Annotated in this window: 20 protein-coding genes; 16 read left to right on the plus strand and 4 right to left on the minus strand. The window is 68.0% G+C overall.

What is annotated here, in order from left to right; all coding sequences use genetic code 11:
- Window positions 1-141 precede the first annotated feature (141 nt).
- The 3 genes from O0J15_RS11240 to O0J15_RS11250 are packed head-to-tail and all read left to right on the plus strand — an operon-like array spanning window position 142 to window position 3,557.
- A complete protein-coding gene (locus O0J15_RS11240) occupies window positions 142-1,047 on the plus strand; it encodes a ScpA family protein (protein ID WP_019660465.1) in 906 nt (301 codons plus the stop codon).
- A gap of 13 nt (window positions 1,048-1,060) precedes the next feature.
- Window positions 1,061-1,930 (plus strand): SMC-Scp complex subunit ScpB, encoded by an 870-nt coding sequence (scpB, locus tag O0J15_RS11245; protein ID WP_019660466.1) that lies wholly within the window; start codon window positions 1,061-1,063, stop codon window positions 1,928-1,930.
- On the plus strand, window positions 1,923-3,557 hold the full coding sequence (locus O0J15_RS11250; protein WP_134729947.1) for a pseudouridine synthase: 1,635 nt from the start codon (window positions 1,923-1,925) through the stop codon (window positions 3,555-3,557). The genes scpB and O0J15_RS11250 overlap by 8 nt, the downstream gene beginning before the upstream one ends.
- A 115-nt stretch (window positions 3,558-3,672) precedes the next feature.
- On the opposite strand, the gene O0J15_RS11255 is transcribed toward O0J15_RS11250, so the two are convergent.
- Window positions 3,673-4,461, minus strand: coding sequence for a helix-turn-helix transcriptional regulator (locus O0J15_RS11255; protein ID WP_021203002.1), 789 nt, complete (start codon window positions 4,459-4,461; stop codon window positions 3,673-3,675).
- Between the two features lie 90 nt (window positions 4,462-4,551).
- Here O0J15_RS11255 and O0J15_RS11260 point away from each other — a divergent pair, with 90 nt between their 5' ends.
- Both O0J15_RS11260 and O0J15_RS11265 read left to right on the plus strand, forming a co-directional pair.
- Entirely contained in the window at window positions 4,552-5,679 is a 1,128-nt protein-coding gene (locus O0J15_RS11260) for an MFS transporter (protein ID WP_111102856.1), read from the plus strand.
- Between the two features lie 95 nt (window positions 5,680-5,774).
- The gene (locus tag O0J15_RS11265; RefSeq protein WP_019660470.1) at window positions 5,775-6,068 is read left to right on the plus strand and encodes a hypothetical protein; all 294 of its coding nucleotides are present in this window, start codon (window positions 5,775-5,777) and stop codon (window positions 6,066-6,068) included.
- Here the strand turns inward: O0J15_RS11265 and O0J15_RS11270 are convergent.
- The 3 genes from O0J15_RS11270 to O0J15_RS11280 all read right to left on the minus strand — a co-directional run bounded on the left by O0J15_RS11270 (window position 6,055) and on the right by O0J15_RS11280 (window position 8,570).
- Window positions 6,055-6,489: a hypothetical protein gene (locus O0J15_RS11270; protein WP_069139771.1), complete on the minus strand. Its 435-nt coding sequence runs from the start codon at window positions 6,487-6,489 to the stop codon at window positions 6,055-6,057. The two genes, O0J15_RS11265 and O0J15_RS11270, sit on opposite strands and share 14 nt — an antisense overlap.
- A 111-nt stretch (window positions 6,490-6,600) precedes the next feature.
- Window positions 6,601-7,407: an amidohydrolase gene (locus O0J15_RS11275; RefSeq protein WP_308305660.1), complete on the minus strand. Its 807-nt coding sequence runs from the start codon at window positions 7,405-7,407 to the stop codon at window positions 6,601-6,603.
- A 14-nt stretch (window positions 7,408-7,421) separates the two neighbouring features.
- Complete coding sequence (locus tag O0J15_RS11280; RefSeq protein ID WP_021202999.1) at window positions 7,422-8,570, minus strand: pyridoxal phosphate-dependent aminotransferase; 1,149 nt, start codon at window positions 8,568-8,570, stop codon at window positions 7,422-7,424.
- Window positions 8,571-8,749: 179 nt separating this feature from the next.
- Here O0J15_RS11280 and ccmA point away from each other — a divergent pair, with 179 nt between their 5' ends.
- The 11 genes from ccmA to O0J15_RS11335 all read left to right on the plus strand — a co-directional run bounded on the left by ccmA (window position 8,750) and on the right by O0J15_RS11335 (window position 17,149).
- Complete coding sequence (gene ccmA / locus O0J15_RS11285) at window positions 8,750-9,379, plus strand: heme ABC exporter ATP-binding protein CcmA (RefSeq protein WP_134729941.1); 630 nt, start codon at window positions 8,750-8,752, stop codon at window positions 9,377-9,379.
- Complete coding sequence (gene ccmB, locus O0J15_RS11290) at window positions 9,376-10,071, plus strand: heme exporter protein CcmB (protein ID WP_006456616.1); 696 nt, start codon at window positions 9,376-9,378, stop codon at window positions 10,069-10,071. Before ccmA ends, ccmB begins: the two co-directional genes overlap by 4 nt.
- A 43-nt stretch (window positions 10,072-10,114) precedes the next feature.
- Window positions 10,115-10,885: a heme ABC transporter permease CcmC gene (gene ccmC / locus O0J15_RS11295; protein WP_019660475.1), complete on the plus strand. Its 771-nt coding sequence runs from the start codon at window positions 10,115-10,117 to the stop codon at window positions 10,883-10,885.
- The gene (locus O0J15_RS11300) at window positions 10,882-11,070 is read left to right on the plus strand and encodes a heme exporter protein CcmD (RefSeq protein ID WP_308305661.1); all 189 of its coding nucleotides are present in this window, start codon (window positions 10,882-10,884) and stop codon (window positions 11,068-11,070) included. The genes ccmC and O0J15_RS11300 overlap by 4 nt, the downstream gene beginning before the upstream one ends.
- Window positions 11,067-11,528 (plus strand): cytochrome c maturation protein CcmE, encoded by a 462-nt coding sequence (gene ccmE, locus O0J15_RS11305; RefSeq protein WP_180832189.1) that lies wholly within the window; start codon window positions 11,067-11,069, stop codon window positions 11,526-11,528. Before O0J15_RS11300 ends, ccmE begins: the two co-directional genes overlap by 4 nt.
- Window positions 11,529-13,448, plus strand: coding sequence for a heme lyase CcmF/NrfE family subunit (locus O0J15_RS11310; protein ID WP_308305662.1), 1,920 nt, complete (start codon window positions 11,529-11,531; stop codon window positions 13,446-13,448). It abuts the gene before it with no gap.
- Window positions 13,449-13,456: 8 nt separating this feature from the next.
- A complete protein-coding gene (locus O0J15_RS11315; RefSeq protein ID WP_308305663.1) occupies window positions 13,457-14,074 on the plus strand; it encodes a DsbE family thiol:disulfide interchange protein in 618 nt (205 codons plus the stop codon).
- A 4-nt stretch (window positions 14,075-14,078) separates the two neighbouring features.
- The gene (locus tag O0J15_RS11320) at window positions 14,079-14,528 is read left to right on the plus strand and encodes a cytochrome c-type biogenesis protein (RefSeq protein WP_180832186.1); all 450 of its coding nucleotides are present in this window, start codon (window positions 14,079-14,081) and stop codon (window positions 14,526-14,528) included.
- Window positions 14,522-15,511: a cytochrome C biogenesis protein gene (locus O0J15_RS11325; RefSeq protein WP_308305664.1), complete on the plus strand. Its 990-nt coding sequence runs from the start codon at window positions 14,522-14,524 to the stop codon at window positions 15,509-15,511. The genes O0J15_RS11320 and O0J15_RS11325 overlap by 7 nt, the downstream gene beginning before the upstream one ends.
- A 180-nt stretch (window positions 15,512-15,691) precedes the next feature.
- A complete protein-coding gene (locus tag O0J15_RS11330; protein WP_227853545.1) occupies window positions 15,692-16,804 on the plus strand; it encodes a homoserine O-acetyltransferase in 1,113 nt (370 codons plus the stop codon).
- Entirely contained in the window at window positions 16,805-17,149 is a 345-nt protein-coding gene (locus O0J15_RS11335; RefSeq protein ID WP_019660483.1) for a DUF1294 domain-containing protein, read from the plus strand. It begins immediately after the preceding gene.
- Window positions 17,150-17,222: the final 73 nt, after the last annotated feature.

Raw genomic sequence — 17,222 nt, forward strand, 5'->3', positions numbered from 1 at the left:
CCGTCTCCTGCGGCGCGTCCTGCTGTTTGATATGTGTGGAATCGCGCCGATCCCGGCGTGTCTGGTGCCCTGGGGCGCCGTGGCGTTGGCCCGGCGAACCCGGTGCCGCGACTGGTCCGTTGCAATCCTGATGTCCATTAGATGACTTCCGAACTCGCGCTCGACGCGAACCCGCCAACCCGGCCGCCCGCCCCCCAGCAGCAGGAAATGCCGCTGGCCGTGGTGCATGGGCAACCGGTCCTGCAGATCCCGCAGGACCTGTACATCCCGCCGGACGCGCTGGAAGTCATCCTGGACGCCTTCGAAGGCCCGCTGGACCTGCTGCTGTACCTGATCCGCCGCCAGAACCTGGATGTGCTGGACATTCCCGTGGCCGAAATCACCCGGCAGTACGTGGAATACATCACCGTGATGCGCGAGCTGCGCTTCGAGCTGGCGGCCGAGTACCTGGTGATGGCCGCGATCCTGGCCGAGGTGAAGTCGCGGATGCTGCTGCCGCGCCCGGTCAGCGAGGAAGGCGATGAGGCCGACCCGCGCGCCGAGCTGGTGCGCCGGCTGCAGGAGTACGAACGTTTCAAGCAGGCCGCCGAGGACATCGACGCCCTGCCCCGTCAGGACCGCGACACCACGGTGGCGCATGCCTTCATGCCCGAACGCGCCACGGTGAAGCTGCCGCCGCCGGTGGACCTGAAGGAAATGCTGCTGGCTTTGCACGACGTGCTCAAGCGCGCCGAGCTGTTCAGCGGCCACGCCATCAAGCGCGAGGCACTGAGCGTGCGGCAACGCATGGGCGAGGTACTCGGCCGCCTGGAAGACGGCAGGTTCTATCGCTTCGAAGGGCTGTTCACGGCCGAAGAAGGCAAGCTGGGCGTGCTGGTCACGTTCCTGGCGGTGCTGGAGCTGGCCAAGGAACAGCTGCTGGACATCGTCCAGGAAGAACCGCTGGCGCCGATCTACGTCAAGTCGCTGGCGGCCGGCAACACCAACGCCCCGCTGCAGTTCAGCAGCGAGTTTGACGACAACGACGCCGCCAATGCCAATGAGTGAGCGCTGAGTGCCGATGGACCAATCGCTGATCGACCGCATTGTCGAGGGTGCCCTGCTGGCCTCCAGCCAGCCGCTCACCCTGGCCCAGCTGAAGGACCTGTTCCCGGAAGATGAGCCCGCACCGCCGGGCAGCATCGAACGTGCGCTGGAACGGCTGCGCGAGGCCTGCGAAGGACGCGGCGTGGAACTGGTCGAGGTCGCTTCGGGCTTCCGCTACCAGGTCACCAGCGAAGTGCATGGCTGGATCAGCCGGCTGTGGACCGAACGCAAGACCCGCTACACCCGTGCCACCCTGGAAACCCTGGCGCTGATCGCCTACCGGCAGCCGATCACCCGCGGCGAGATCGAACAGGTGCGCGGCGTGGCGGTCAGCAGCAACATCATCCAGGCACTGGAAGAACGCGAATGGATCCGCGTGGTCGGCCACCGCGACGTGCCCGGCAAGCCGGCACTGTTCGGCACCACCAAGGGCTTCCTGGACTACTTCGGGCTGAAGCGGCTGGACGAACTGCCGCCGCTGTCGGAACTGAAGGACCTGGGCGAGCTGGAACCGCAGCTGGCGCTGGACCGCGATGCTCCGGCCGTTGCCGGCGCCGACGGTCCGGACGTCTCGGCCGACGGCGCTGCCGCCAACGACGACGCCGGCCTGGCCGGCAGTGACACCCCCGATTCCGCCGATGCAGCGCCTGCGTCGGCCACCGATGAGCAAGCACCTTCGCCCCTCGATGATGGGCACCCCGATTCCGCGCCGGGCGAGCGCGCGGTGCCCCTGAACGAACGCGAAGACAACGCCGTCGCGATGACGACCGTGGCTGTTGACCAAGCCGATTCCGAACCAGAGGCCGACCTCGAAACCGTCGGCCGGAGCAAAACTGATGAGTGACACCCCCCGTAACAAGCTCTCGCTGAAGCGCGAAGCCACCTCCGAACAGTTCAAGCTGGAAGAGCGCCTGCACAAGGTGCTGGCCCAGGCCGGCCTCGGCTCGCGCCGTGCGCTGGAACAGCGCATCGCCGAGGGCCTGGTCAAGGTCAACGGTGAAGTCGCGCAGACCGGCATGTCGGTCAAGAGCGGCGACAGGATCGAACTGGACGGTCGCGGCTTCGTCGCCACCGCCCTGTCCGAACCGTCGCGCGTGCTGGTCTACAACAAGCCTGAAGGCGAAGTGACCACCCGCGAAGATCCCGAAGGCCGCCCGACCGTGTTCGAATCGCTGCCGCCGCTGAAGGGCGCGCGCTGGATCGCCATCGGCCGGCTGGACATCAACACCACCGGCCTGCTGCTGGCCACCACCGACGGTGAACTGGCCAACGCCATGATGCACCCGTCGTTCGAGGTCGAGCGCGAGTACGTGGTGCGCGTGCGTGCGCCGGAAGGCGAGGAAAAGGTCTCCGACGCCATCGTCGACCGCCTCAGCCGTGGCGTCGCGCTGGAGGACGGTCCGGCCAAGTTCGATGAGATCGAACGCATCGGTGGCACCGATTCGCACGACTGGTTCCGCGTCGTGGTGAAGGAAGGCCGCAACCGCGAAGTGCGCCGCCTGTGGGAATCGCAGGGCTGCCAGGTCAGCCGCCTGAAGCGCACCCGCTACGGCAAGGTTAGCCTGCCGCGCGAACTGGCCCGTGGCCATTCGGTGGAACTGGGTACCGCCCAGGTGGAAGCGCTGCGTGCGCAGCTGAAGCTGGAAGAAGGCGCACCGTCGGCGCTGACGCTGCAGCCGGTGATCGGCCAGCGCCGCGCCGCCAAGACCACCGTGCGCGTGCGCGAAGGTGGCCGCGGCAATGCCTACGTCAATGGCCACAACACCGCTGACGAAGGTCGCGAGCTGCGCCGTTTCGACAACGTCCGCGAAGACCGCGGCCGTGGTCGCGGCGGCAAGGGCGGCGGTTTCAAGGGTGGCCTGACGGTCAGCGGTGAAGCAGCAGCCAAGCAGTCGCAGAAGCCGTTCAAGCAGCGCACCCAGAAGAACGACCGTTCGCTGCCGGAAGGCAATCCTGCGGCATTCCGCACCTGGTACGTGCCGGATGGCGTGAGCACCGGCCCGAGCGGCCATCGCAACGCCGGTCCGGGCGCGCGCGGCCCCGGTGCCCGTGGTCCGGGTGCAGGCGGCCAGGGCCGTCCGTACGGCAAGCCGAAGGGCCCGGGTGCTGGCGCCGGTGGCGGGCAGGGCCGTGGCGGTTTCGGCGGCGAAGGCCGTGGCGGCGCAGGCGGCCAGGGTCGTCCGGCCGGTGCCGGCAACCGCTCGCAGGGCCAGGGCAACAGGCACCCGTACGGCCATCCGGGCAATGCCCCAAGCTTCCCGTCCGACCACGCCACGCCGGGCTTCAACCCCTACGGCAGCCCGAAGCCGGCGCACGGTGCGCGTCCGGGCGGTCGTGGTCCGGGCGGCGGTAACCGTGGCCCGGGCGGCAATCGCGGCCCTGGCGGCCCGGGTGGGAACCGTGGTCCGGGCGGCCCCGGTGGCAACCGCGGACCGGGCGGCCCGCGCCGCAGCGGCCCGCGCGGCGGCTGATTACCGGCACGACTGAAATGAAAACCCCGGCTCCGGCCGGGGTTTTTCTTTGAAAAGGGGACGGAGGGGATTAAGTCGTTTTTGCCACGGCCTGTATCAAAGGGGCGAAAGCGACTTAATCCCCTCCGTCCCCTTTTGCGTGGCGCTGGAACGCGGCGGGCGTGGTGCCGGTCATGCCGCGGAAGAAGGCGATGAACGGGCTCTCGGCGGAGAAGCCGGTGTCTTGGGCCACATGCGCGACGCGATGACCGAGCAACAGCAACTCCATGGCCCGCATCAGGCGCCATTGCTGGCGCCAGGCCTGATAGCCCATGCCTGTATCGTGTTGCATCAACCGGCCAACCGTACGCGCGCTCAGGCCGGTACGCGTGGCCAGTTCGTGCAGTTCGGGCGGCAGCTGTTCGGCCAACGGCAGGCAACGTGCAATGCGCGGATCACGCGGCAAAGGCAGGTCCATCGGCGCCACCGGTGCAGCAGCGATTTCCAGCACGCACAACGCCAGTTGGTGGTGCGCGCGCGGCGACTGCCAGTCATGGTCGAACGGCGCCTGCGCAATCGGCTCCAGCAAGGCCTGCAGCAGCGGCCCCACGCCGATGATCGCTGGTTGCCGGGGCAGCTGGGCTGACAGGGTGGCGTCGAAGTACAACGAACGGTAGTCGACCGCCTGGCGCATCTGCGCGCGATGGCGTAGCCCACCGGGAATCCACGCGGCGCGCGCGGGCGGCAGCAGGCTGATGCGATCACCGTAGGTGAGGCGCGTGCAGCCCTGCCGGGTGTAGAGCAGTTGCGCGCGTGCATGCTGGTGCCAACCCGAGTCGTGATCCGCCAGTGAGGCTGCGATCCCCAGCACCGGAGCGCTCCAGGCATCGGCGTCGAAGTGCGTGTGCGGCTGCAACCAGGCCATGTCTGATTTCATACATTCGATGACAGGATAGACAGGGTGCGTCATTGCAGTCGCGACCACAATGCGCAGCCCCGTTTCTGGAGCGCCCGCATGTCGCGCCGCCTGTTGTTGCTCACCATTGCACTGCTGATGTTTCCGCAGTTGGCACAGACCCTGTACAGCCCGGCCCTGGCCGATCTGGCCAAACGCTTCGCCCTGCCGCCGGGTACCGCCAGCCAGGCCATGAGCCTGTATCTGTTCGGCTTCGCTGCAGGCGTGCTGTTGTGGGGGCGCCTGGCCGATCGTATCGGTCGTCGCCCGGCCCTTCTATGTGGCTTGGGCGTCTTTGCCGTGGCTGCACTGGGCGGCCTGCTCGCTGGTAGCTTCGGCCAGGTGTTGCTGGCCCAAGCGCTGGCCGCGGTTGGCGCCGCCGCCGCTTCGGTGGTCACCCAGACCGTGCTGCGCGACCACCTGCAGGGACCCGCGTTGGCGCAGGCATTCTCCTGGATCGGCATGGCCCTGGCCCTGAGCCCGGCCATCGGCCTTGCACTGGGCACGCTGCTGGTCGCCGTCCATGGCTATGTCGGCGTACAGTCCGGCCTGCTGCTGACCGCTGCCGTGCTGGCAGTCGCATGCCTGGCTGGCCTGCGCGAAAGCCGCCCTGCACATATCCCGCACACGCCCATGCTGCCGCTGCTGCGGCAACTGCTGTGCGATCGCTGGATCTGGTCACATGCATTGCTGGTGATGGCTTTCAACGTAGCGATGTACAGCTGGTACGCGCTCGGTCCTTTCGTATTTGCGCGCCTGCACTGGCCCGCCGCCTGGTTCGGCGCCAGCGGCGCGTTGCTGGCATTGGGCTCGGCACTGGGTGCATGGGGCAATGGCCGCCTGTTGCGTGCCGGCGTTGCCGCGGCCACGCGCATCCGCACCGCCGCAGGCCTGGTTCTGACGGGAGGCCTCCTGGCTGCGCTGCTGCATGATCACCCTGCCGTGATCGCGGCGATGGTGCCGGTGGTGACGGGCTTCGGCCTTGCCATTCCCAATGTGCTGGGCCAGGCCCTGCGCGGCTACCCACATTGTCTTGGCAGCGCAGGCGCACTGTTCGGCCTGCTCTACTACCTGTTGATCGGTGCGGCAATGGCGTTGGTCGGTGCAGTGCAGCTGCTGGCACCGACGCTCATCGTGTGTGGCCTGCTGGCCTTCTGGCTGCAGCGGCGGCGTCCCGCTGCGACCTAGGAATTGCTGCAAAAACAGCGCACTGTGCGCGGCTTCCGGGAACGGCTTTGATTCGCTGGCTATCGTGCGCGCTGTCCCACACAAGACCGATGCCCATGATCACCATCACCGCCGAACAGGCCCGCGCCAACGCTGACGCCGCCAAGCGTCCGATCGAACTGTTCTACCGCGACCTCGACAACGCCATCCAGGCCGGCTCGGAAAATGGCCGTCGCTACATCGTGTTCGGCTTCAGCCAGGTAATGGCCAGCGAGCAGCTCGTCGAAGACGCGGTCGCACAATTGCTGAAAAATGGTTTCGATGTCGAACGGCTGTTGAGCGATTCCGAACAGCACTACATCCGCATCAGCTGGGGAACTGCCCAGCCGACGCGCCTCAGCGCCGGCTGATGGTGAAGGCGGCGCCGTCCACGCCCAGGTCCCAGCCCTTGCCGGTACCGGACAGGGCCAGCGAGATGTCGCCCTTGGTCATCACCTGCGCGTTGCTGGACTTCACGGCACCCGCATGCGCGCCAACCGAGGCGTAGGTGCCCAGCAGCTCGTTGACGCTCACCGCGCCGGTGAAGCTGCCACGGCCATTGGTGATCTTCGACTTGCCCACGGTCAGGCCGCCGCCCTTCACTTCGATACGTACCGGCATGCTGGCGCCATTGCTGCAGGTGACGGTGCCGTTGCCGGAGGCGGTCTTGTAGATCAGCGACCAGCCGGACAGGTTGTAGCGCAGCTGGCAATCAAGATTGCCGGCGGCGTGCGCGGCCGGGGCCAGCGTCGCAGTAGACAGGGCCAGCAGCAGGGCGAAGGGCTTGTTCATGGCAGGACTTCCAGTTCGGTCGGACTGCCGGCGAATCTAGCAGCGCGCGCGTGCACGTTGGATGCAGGCGCGCGCGCTGCGTGGCAGGCATTCAGCCGCCGTCGTGCTGTATCAGGCCTGCTCGTCCAGGTGGAAGGCATCGGCATCGAGCATCGCCGGGAAACGCGCGCGGTGGGCGGCCAGCGCCTCGGCCGAGATGGTGGTGGTGACCACCTGTTCGCGCTCGCGGATCTCCACCTGCGGCTGGCCGAGGAAATCCAGGACTGCGCTGTCGCCGGCGTAGTGCAGCTGGTTGCCATCGACGCCGATGCGGTTCACCGCCGCCACGAAGCACAGGTTCTCGATCGCGCGCGCGCGCAGCAAGGTCTTCCATGCATAGGCGCGCGCCGACGGCCAGTTGGCCACGAAGATCTGCAGATCGAAGTCCAGCTGCTGCGGACGCTCGACGTTGTAGCGGTTGCGGCAGAACACCGGGAAGCGCAGGTCGTAGCAGACCTGCGGATTGATCCGCCAGCCCTTCCATTCCACGCTCAGGCGCTCACGGCCAGCGGCATAGCGCTCGTGCTCGCCGCCGTAACGGAACAGGTGGCGCTTGTCGTAGTACTGCAGGTTGCCATCGGGGGTGGCGAACAGCAGGCGGTTGTACACGCCCTCGCCGTCGCGCAGCTGCACGCTGCCGATCACCGCCGCACCCAGGGCCCGGGCCTGTTCGCGCGCCCAGGCCACGGTCGGGCCGTCCATGCCTTCGGCCTGGGCAATGGCGTCATTGGAGAAGCCACTGGTGAAGGTCTCCGGCAGGATCACCAGGTCGGTGGTGCCGGCCAGCGGTGCGAGCAGCGCGCCGTAGTAGGCGCGGTTGCCGGCCGGATCGTGCCAGCGGGTGTCACCCTGGACGAGGGAAATGCGCAGGTCCTGCATGTTCACGCCTCCGCTCAGAGCAGGCGCAGGCGTTCGATCGCCGCGTCCATCGTTGCTTCATTCTTCGCAAAGCACAGGCGCACCAGGCGCTGGCCGGCCGGCGGGGACTCGTAGAACGGCGACAGCGGGATGGCGGTCACGCCCTTCTCGATGGTCAGCCACTTCACGAACTCATGGTCCGGCAGGTCGCTGATGGCCGAGTAGTCGACCAGCTGGAAGTAGCCGCCCGGGACCGGCAGCGCCTTCAGGCGGGTACCGGTCAGCTGCTCGCGGAAACGGTCGCGCTTGGCTTGGTAGAACGCGCCCAGTTCCAGGTGGTGTTCGGGTTCGTCGCGGATCATCGCGGCGAAGCCGTACTGGGCCGGGCCGAAGCTGGTGAACGTGTTGTACTGGTGCACCTTGCGGAACTCGGCGGTCAGCAATGGCGGCGCCACGGCGTAGCCGATCTTCCAGCCGGTGCAGTGGTAGGTCTTGCCGAAGCTGGAGATAACGAAGGTGCGCTCGCGCAGTTCGGGATAGCGCAGCGCCGACTCATGGCGGCGACCGTCGTAGATGATGTGCTCGTACACCTCATCGGAGACCAGGTAGATCTGCGTGCCGCGCAGCAGCTCGGCCAGCGCCTGCATGTCAGCCTCGTCCAGCATCGCACCGGACGGATTGTGCGGGGTGTTGACCATCAGCATGCGGGTGCGCGGGGTGATTGCCGCGCGCACGCGGTCCCAGTCCACAGCGAAGGTCTGCGGGTCCAGCGGCACGTGCACGGCCTTGGCACCGGCAAGCTCGATCGCCGGCTCGTAGCAGTCATAGGCCGGGTCGAGCACGATGACTTCCTCGCCGGCGCGCACCACCGCGTGGATGGCATTGAAGATGGCCTCGGTGGCGCCACTGGTGACGGTGATTTCGGTGTCCGGATCAATGGTGGCGCCGTACAGGTCCAGCGACTTCTGTGCGATGGCCTGGCGCAGCGGCGCCACGCCGGTCATCGGCGGGTACTGGTTGAGGCCGGCAGCCATCGCCTTGGCCGTTTCATCGATCAGGCGCTGCGGCGCGGAAAAGTCCGGGAACCCCTGGCCCAGGTTGACCGCGCCATGTTCGGCAGCGAGCTGGGACATCACGGTGAAGATCGTGGTACCGACCTTGGGCAGCTTGGTGGTGGGTTGCATCGGCCTGGACTGTGGAGAACAAGGGCCCCCGAGTTTACGCAATCCGCGCGTCGGTAGTGCCGACCGCTGACCGGCAACCTCGGCTGGCAGATGGCGAAATTGCCGGCCAGCGGCCGGCACTACCATGTGAATTCACCGCTACAATTGCCATCGCACTCCGGCATGAAGACCCCTGCCCCTTGAACACCCCTGCATTGCTGGCCGCCAGCGGCCTGAGCTTCTCCCGCAATGACGAGCCGGTGTTCGGCCCGCTGGACTTCCATGTGGACGCCGGCGAGGCACTGCTGGTGCAGGGTGGCAATGGCGCCGGCAAGACCACCCTGCTGCGCGTGCTGGCCGGCCTGGCCCGGCCCGGCGCCGGCCAGGTGCGGATCGACGGCAAGCCGGCGAGCAACGCCGAACGTGCACGCTACGTGGCCTACCTCAGCCATCTGCCGGCGCTGAAGCCGGACCTCGGCACGCTGGAAAACCTGCACTTCCTGTGCGGCCTGCATGGCCGGCGTGCCCGGCAGATGCCCGGCAACGCACTGGCGATCGTCGGCCTGGCCGGCTACGAGGACACCCTGGTGCGGCATCTGTCGGCCGGGCAGAGGCGGCGGCTGGCACTGGCGCGCATCTGGCTGTCGCCGGCGCCGCTGTGGCTGCTGGACGAGCCCTATGCCAACCTCGACCTGGAGGGCATCACCCTGGTCAACCGGATGATTTCGGCGCACCTGCGCGCCGGTGGCGCTGCGCTGGTCACCACCCACGGCGCCTATGCCGCACCGCCGGTGCGTACCCGCCAGCTCGACCTCGGCGGTGCCGCATGATCGCGCCGGGTACCGAACCGGGCCTGTGGCAGACCGCAGGCGCCCTGCTCAAGCGCGACCTGCGCCTGCTCTGGCGCCGCCGCGGCGACGCGCTGCAACCGCTGCTGTTCGCGGTGCTGGTGGTGGTGCTGTTCGCGCTGGCGCAGGGCCGCGAGCCACAGCTGCTGGCCGCCACCGCCGGCGCGGTGCTGTGGCTGGCCGTGCTGCTGGCGGGACAGCTGTCGCTGGATTCGCTGTTCCGTTCCGATGCCGAAGACGGCTCGTTGGAACAATGGCTGCTGGCGCCGGTGCCGCTGGCCTGGCTGGTGCTGGTACGCGTGCTGCTGCACTGGGCCACCACCGCCCTGCCGTTGATCGTGGTCAGCCCGCTGCTGGCCGAAATGCTGCATCTGCCGCATGACCAGCTGCCGATGTTGCTGGCATCGTTGCTGCTGGGAACGCCGCTGCTGAGCCTGATCGGTGGCGTGGTCGCTGCACTGACCGTCGGCATCCGGCGCTCTGGTATTCTCGTGGCGTTGCTGTCGTTGCCGCTGTACGTGCCCGTGCTGGTGTTCGGCGCAGGCAGCCTGGCGGCAGCCGGGCGCGGGCAGGATCCGGTCGGTGCGCTGCTGATGCTGGGCGCTGGCCTGCTGGTCGCGCTGGTGCTGGCTCCGCTGGCCACTGCTGCTGCAATACGTATTTCTCTGAGTTGACCGAGCTGAGAGCCAATCCACCCCTGCTGGATAGCCGCCACGCATGAATCCGATTGTCCGCTGGTTCCACCAACTCGGTTCGCCTCCCACGTTCGACCGTTTCGCCGCCCGCTGGTCGCGGGTGTTCTACCTCGCCGCAGTGCCGGTGCTGCTGGTCGGCATGTGGCAGGCGCTGCTGGTGGTTCCGCCGGAAGCCAAGCAGCTGGACAGTTTCCGCATCCTCTACATCCACGTCCCCAGTGCCTGGATGAGCCTGTTCGTGTTCGCACTGATGGCGCTGTACGCGGCCATCGCGCTGATCTGGCGGATCAAGGTCTGCGAGATCCTGGCCATGGCCTGCGCGCCGATGGGCGCCGGTTTCACCCTGATCACCCTGCTGACCGGCAGCATCTGGGGCAAGGGCACCTGGGGCACCTGGTGGGACTGGGACCCGCGCATGACCAGCGAGCTGGTGCTGCTGTTCCTGTACCTGGGCGTGATCGGCCTGTACCACGCCATCGAGGACCGCCGCAGCGCCGCACGCGCGGCCGGCCTGCTGGCCATCGTCGGTGTCAGCCTGCTGCCAGTGATCCGCTATTCGGTGGACTGGTGGGGCGGCCTGCACCAGCGCCAGTCCATCAACGTGTTCGGTGAATCGGCGATCAGCAGCGCGATGATCGCGCCGCTGTGGTGGATGGTGATCGGCACCAAGTTCTGGTTTGCCGGTTCGGTGCTGGCCAAGGCGCGCTCTGACAATCTCGACCGCGAGGCCGGCAAGGCCTGGGTCGGTGGACGTGTCGGTGCCGAACGCCCTGTCCCGGAGGCCCAGCCATGACCCACCTTCCCTATGTGATCGGCGCCTACGCCGTGTTCGTACTGGTGCTCGGCGCCGATGCCATCGGTTCGTGGCTGCGACTGCGCGTGGCACGCCGGCTGGCACTGGCCCGCCAGCAACGCCAGCAGACCCGGGCGGGCAGGCAGGACGCAGCGAGGCCGCTGTCGACGGAGCTGGAACGATGACGCCGGTACAACGCCGCCGCCTGGCCTGGGTACTGCTGGCACTGCTCGCCTCCGGCGTGGCCACCGCGCTGGTGGCGATGGCACTGGAGCGCAACATCGCCTACCTGTACACCCCTTCGGAAGTGCTGCGCGGCGATGTCGATGCGCAGTCGCGCTTCCGCTTGGGCGGCATGGTGGTGAAGGGCTCCTTCAACCGCCCGGTCGGCTCGCTGGAGGCGCGCTTCGAAGTGACCGACGGCGATGCACAGCTGGCGGTGGCCACCTCGCGGATCCTGCCGGACATGTTCGCCGAAGGCACCGCGGTGGTCGCCAGTGGCCGCCTGCAGGACGGTGTCTTCGTCGCCGACGAAGTGCTGGCCAAGCACGATGAGAAGTACGTGCCGAAGGAAGTGGCCGACAAGATGGGCGATGCCCATCGCAAGCACGACGTGCCGGTGACGGCCCCCGAGGTGCGCTGAGTGCTGCCCGAACTGGGTCAGATCCTGCTGTTGTGTGCGTTGCTGGCCTCGCTGCTGCAGGCCGGCCTGCCGCTGGTCGGTGCGCATCGCAACAACGCGGCATGGATGGCAGTGGCACGGCCGGCCGCCTTCGCGCAGCTGCTGCTGTTGGCCGGCGCGTTCGCGGTGCTGACCGCCGCGTTCGTGCAGCAGGATTTCTCGGTGCGCTACGTGGCCGAGAACTCCAATTCGCTGCTGCCGATGATCTACCGCTATTCGGCGGTGTGGGGTGCGCATGAGGGCTCGCTGCTGATGTGGGCGCTGGTGCTGGCATTGTGGACCGGCGCGGTGGCGCTGTTCTCGCGGCACCTGCCAGCACCGGTGCAGGCGCGCGTACTGGCGGTGATGGGCATTGTCAGCGTCGGCTTTCTCGCCTTCCTGATCTTCACCTCCAATCCGTTCCTGCGCCTGAACCCGGCACCGCTGGAAGGCCGCGACCTCAACCCGCTGCTGCAGGACCCGGGGCTGATCATCCATCCGCCGATGCTGTACATCGGTTACGTGGGTTTCGCGGTGCCGTTCGCGTTCGCGGTGGCCGCGCTGCTGGAAGGCCGCGTCGACGCCCGCTGGCTGCGCTGGACGCGGCCCTGGACCAACGTCGCCTGGGGCTTCCTGACTCTTGGCATCGCGCTGGGCAGCTGGTGGGCCTACTACGAGCTGGGCTGGGGTGGCTGGTGGTTCTGGGACCCGGTGGAGAACGCCAGCTTCATGCCATGGCTGGTCGGTGCGGCATTGATCCATTCGCAGGCCGTCACTGAAAAGCGCGGCACGTTCGGCAGTTGGACCCTGCTGCTGGCGATCGCGGCCTTCGCGCTGTCGCTGCTCGGGACCTTCCTGGTGCGCTCCGGTGTGCTGACCAGCGTGCATTCGTTCGCCGCCGATCCGTCGCGTGGCCTGTTCATCCTGGTGTTCCTGTCGGTGCTGGTCGGCGGCAGCCTGCTGCTGTACGCGCTGCGCGCCAGCCAGCTGAGCGTGGACGCCGACGATCCGCGCCGTGGCTTTACCGCCACCTCGCGCGAGACCCTGCTGCTGGCCAACAACCTGCTGCTGGCCACCGCCTGCGCGATGGTCCTGCTGGGCACGCTGTACCCGCTGCTGGCCGATGCGCTGTCGCTGGGCAAGATCTCGGTCGGCCCGCCCTACTTCGGCAGTCTGTTCCTGCTGCTGATGGCGCCGATGATCCTGCTGCTGCCGTTCGGCCCGCTGGTGAAGTGGCAGCGCGACCAAACTTCGCGTGCATTCGCGCTGCTGGCGCCATGGCTGGGGCTGGCCGTGCTGCTGGGCGCGCTGGCCTGGTGGCAGGCGCCGCAGAACGGCTGGAAGGCCGGCATCGGCGTCGCCGCTGCGGCCTGGGTCGCACTCGGCACCGCACGCTTCGTCTGGCAGCGCCTGCGCGGCAATGGCCGCTTCACCGCCGAGATGCTCGGCATGATCGTCGCCCACGCCGGCATCGCCGTGTTCCTGGCTGGCGCGCTGCTGGTCGAAGCGCTGAACGTGCAGCGTGAAGTGGCGCTGGCACCGGGCCAGCATCTGGTGGTCGGTCGCTACGAAGTGCACTTCGAGGGCGTGGACCATCGCGAAGGCCCCAATTTCATCGCCGACCGCGGTCACCTGCGGGTGTTCCGCGACGGCCGCGAACTGGCCCTGCTGCACCCGGAGAAGCGCCAGTACGCCAGCGGCGGCCAGGTGATGACCGAGGCCGGCATCGATGCACGCTTCGACGGCGATGTCTACGTGGCATTGGGCGAGCCGCTGGGCAACAATGCATGGGCGGTACGGGTGCACATCAAGCCGTTCGTGCGCTGGATCTGGCTGGGCGCGCTGTTGATGGCCCTGGGCGGATTCATCGCCGCCGCCGACCGCCGTTTCCGTCGTCCGTAGGAGTTTCCATGTCCGAGTCCCCTGCCCCGCGCCCCTCCCGCCCGCTGCCGCCGGTAGCCATCGTGATCGGCGTGCTGTTCTTCTTCGGCCTGCTCGGGCTGATGATCTACGGGGTGATGAAATCGGGTGACCCGCAGCGCGACGTGCTGCCGTCTGCGCTGATCGACAAGCCGGCACCCGCGTTCGCGCTCCCGGTGCTGCACGATCCGGAGATGATCGTGCACAGCGACGACCTGCGCGGTGCGCCCTACCTGCTGAACGTATGGGGCAGCTGGTGCGCGGCCTGCCGCGAGGAACACCCGGTGCTGACCCGCTTCGCGGAAAGCAAGCGCGTGCGCGTGATCGGCTACAACTGGAAGGATGATCCGAAGGACGCGCTGCACTGGCTGGAGCAGCTGGGCAACCCGTTCATGGTGGTGCTCAGCGATGTTGAGGGCCGCACCGCGATCGACTGGGGCGTGACCGCTGCGCCAGAAACCTTCCTGGTTGATGGCAGTGGCATCGTACGCTGGAAGTACAGCGGAGCGATGACCCAGCACGTGGTCGACGAGAAGCTGATCCCGGCACTGGAGAAGATCGAGAAGGCCCAGGGCAGTGCCGGCAACACCCTGCATACGGCGCCCTGAGCCGATGCGCTGGCTGCTGGCGCTGCTGCTCCTGATGCTGCCGCTGGCCGCGCTGGCCCAGCAGCCGCTGCACGATCCGCAGCCGCTGCAGTTCCGCGATGGTGCCGAGGAACGCCGCTTCCATGACCTGGCCGCGCAGCTGCGCTGCGTGCAGTGCCAGAACCAGTCGCTGGCCGACTCCAACGCGCAGATCGCCCAGGACCTGCGCCGGGAGGTGCTGCAGTTGATGCAGCAGGGCCACGACGACGCACAGATCAAGCAGTTCCTGGTCGCCCGCTACGGTGAGTTCGTGCTCTATCAACCACCGTTGCAGCCGGGCACCTGGCTGCTGTGGGGTGGCCCCCTGCTGGTCCTCGGCGCCGGTGCACTGGTGGTGCTGGGCATCGTCCGCCGACGTGGACGCACCGTCGGCGCGGCGCCGGCCGGCAAGGCCGATGAAGGAGACGAATGGTGAACCATTGGCTGCCGGTGCTGGCCGGTCTGGTTGCTGCGCTGATGGCAGCCCGGGTGCTGTGGCCGTTGCGCCACCACGGTCGTCGCGGTTTCGTGGTCGGCGTGTTCGCACTGGGCGTGGCCGGTGCCTGCCTGTACCTGCTGATCGGTGATCCGCGTGCAGCACAGCTGCAGCCGACGCCGTCGGTAGCCACCCTGCGCGATGGCGTGCAGGCCCTGCAGGATGCACTGAAGCGCGACCCTCAGCGTGCCGATGGCTGGGCATTGCTCGGGCGTTCGCAGGCCGAACTGGGCAATGCCTCAGCTGCGGCAGACGCCTTCGCGAAGGCCGCCGAACTGGCACCGGATGATCCGGGCGTGCTGGTGGAAGCCGCGCAGGCGCGCGCGCAGGCTGATGCCGGCAAGCAGTTCGATGACACCGCGATGGCCTGGTTGCAGCAGGCACGTACACAGGCCCCTGACGCCGAGCGCGCCAGCTGGCTGCTGGGCATCGCCCTGCGCCAACGCGGAAAGAATGCCGAGGCCGCGGATGTGTGGAGCGGCCTGCTGCCGCGACTGGAACCGGGTGCCGCGCAGGCGCTGCAGGCGCAGATCGCGATTGCCCGCGAGGCCGCAGGCCAGGCACCGGACGCGACGGCAGTCGCTGCACCGGCGCTGTTGCAGGTGCGTGTGCAGCTGCCTGCGTTGAAGCGCACCGAGTGGCCGGCCAGCACCCAGGTGTTCGTGCTGGCCCGTGCCGTCGGCGGCCCGCCGATGCCGGTGGCCGCTCGCAAGCTGCCGCTGAGCGGATTCCCGGACACGGTCGGGCTGGGTGACGCTGACAGCCCGATGCCAACCGCACCGCTGTCGGCCCATCGCGAAGTGGAAGTGCTGGCACGCATCTCGCGCACCGGCAGCGCCAATCGCAGCGAGGGCGACCTGCAAAGCGACGTGGTGCGGGTGACGCTGCCGCATGACGGCGTGGTTGAGCTGCGGTTTCCCTGACTTGTAGAGCCGAGCCCACGCTCGGCTGCGATTGGGTTGCCGGCGCCCGCCAGCCGAGCATCGGCTCGGCTCTACAGCAGGTCCACGCCATGCGTGGATACGACGGTCCGGTCCGCGTCCACCCGCTGCTGGAATCCAGCGTGTCGCCAGCTGCACATGCGGCCCCGCTAGAATGGCTGCATGACCGAATTCATCCCGCCCGGCACCCGCTTCCACGCCCTGCCTTCGCCCTTCCCGTTCAAGCGCGGTGGCGCCCTGTACGGCGCGCGCGTGGCCTACGAGACCTGGGGAACGCTGGCGACTGACGCCAGCAATGCGATCCTGATCGTGACCGGCCTGTCCCCAGACGCGCATGCAGCGGCCAACGAGGCCAACCCGGCACCGGGCTGGTGGGAAGCGATGGTTGGCCCCGACAAACCCATCGATACCAACCGCTGGTTCGTGGTGTGCGTGAATTCGCTGGGCAGCTGCAAGGGCTCGACCGGTCCTGCCTCGCTCAACCCGGCCACCGGCCAGCCGTATCGTCTCGACTTCCCCGAGCTGTCGATCGAAGACGGCGCGCGCGCCGCCATCGAAGTCGTGCGTGCGCTGGGCATCGAGCAGCTGGCCTGCGTGGTCGGCAACTCGATGGGCGGCATGACCGCGTTGGCCGTGCTGATGCTGCACCCGGGCATTGCGCGCAGCCACGTCAACATTTCCGGCAGCGCGCAGGCGCTGCCGTTCTCCATCGCGATCCGCTCGCTGCAGCGCGAGGCAATCCGCCTTGACCCGCGCTGGAATGGCGGCCACTACGACGACGACGCGTATCCCGAGTCCGGCATGCGCATGGCGCGCAAGCTGGGCGTGATCACCTACCGCTCGGCGCTGGAGTGGGATGGCCGCTTCGGCCGCGTGCGGCTGGATTCGGACCAGACCGACGACGATCCGTTCGGCCTGGAATTCCAGGTGGAAAGCTATCTGGAAGGGCACGCACGGCGCTTCGTGCGTTTCTTCGATCCGAACTGCTACCTGTACCTGAGCCGCTCGATGGACTGGTTCGACCTGGCCGAGTATGCCGACGGCGACGTGCTGGCCGGGCTCGCGAAGATCCGTGTGGAGAAGGCGCTGGCGATCGGCGCGAACACCGATATCCTGTTCCCCGTGCAGCAGCAGCAACAGGTTGCCGATGGCCTGCGCGCCGGCGGCGCCGATGCGCACTTCATCGGCTTGGAATCGCCGCAGGGCCATGACGCCTTCCTCGTCGATTTCGAACGTTTCGGCCCGGCCGTGCGCGGCTTCCTCGACGCATTGTAAGTGGCGTGGCGGCGTAACCTCGCACTGGCCGCGTTCGGCGCGTTGATCGCGCTGATGATCAGCGGCGTGCTGCCGCTGTGGCTGGGCGGCTGGTGCCTGCTGGCCAGTGCGGTGTCGTTCGGCCTCTATGGCCATGACAAGCGCGCGGCGCAGCGAAAGCAGTGGCGTATTCCCGAGCGCACCCTGCAGCTGCTGGCCTTTGCAGGTGGTTGGCCCGGCGCACTGCTGGGCCAGGCGATGTTCCGCCACAAGCACCGCAAGGCCGCGTTCCAGTGGGTGTTCTGGTTGTGCGTGCTGGCCAACGTGGCCTCGATCGCGGTGATGCTGCGCGAGTTCTCGCGGTAACCGTTCGAATGGGTAGTGCCGGCCGCTGGCCGGCAACGTCATGATGTTCGACGCGGATGCGTGGTTGCCGGCC

Source organism: Stenotrophomonas sp. Sm10, assembly GCF_030985515.1.
Taxonomy (GTDB): domain Bacteria; phylum Pseudomonadota; class Gammaproteobacteria; order Xanthomonadales; family Xanthomonadaceae; genus Stenotrophomonas; species Stenotrophomonas hibiscicola.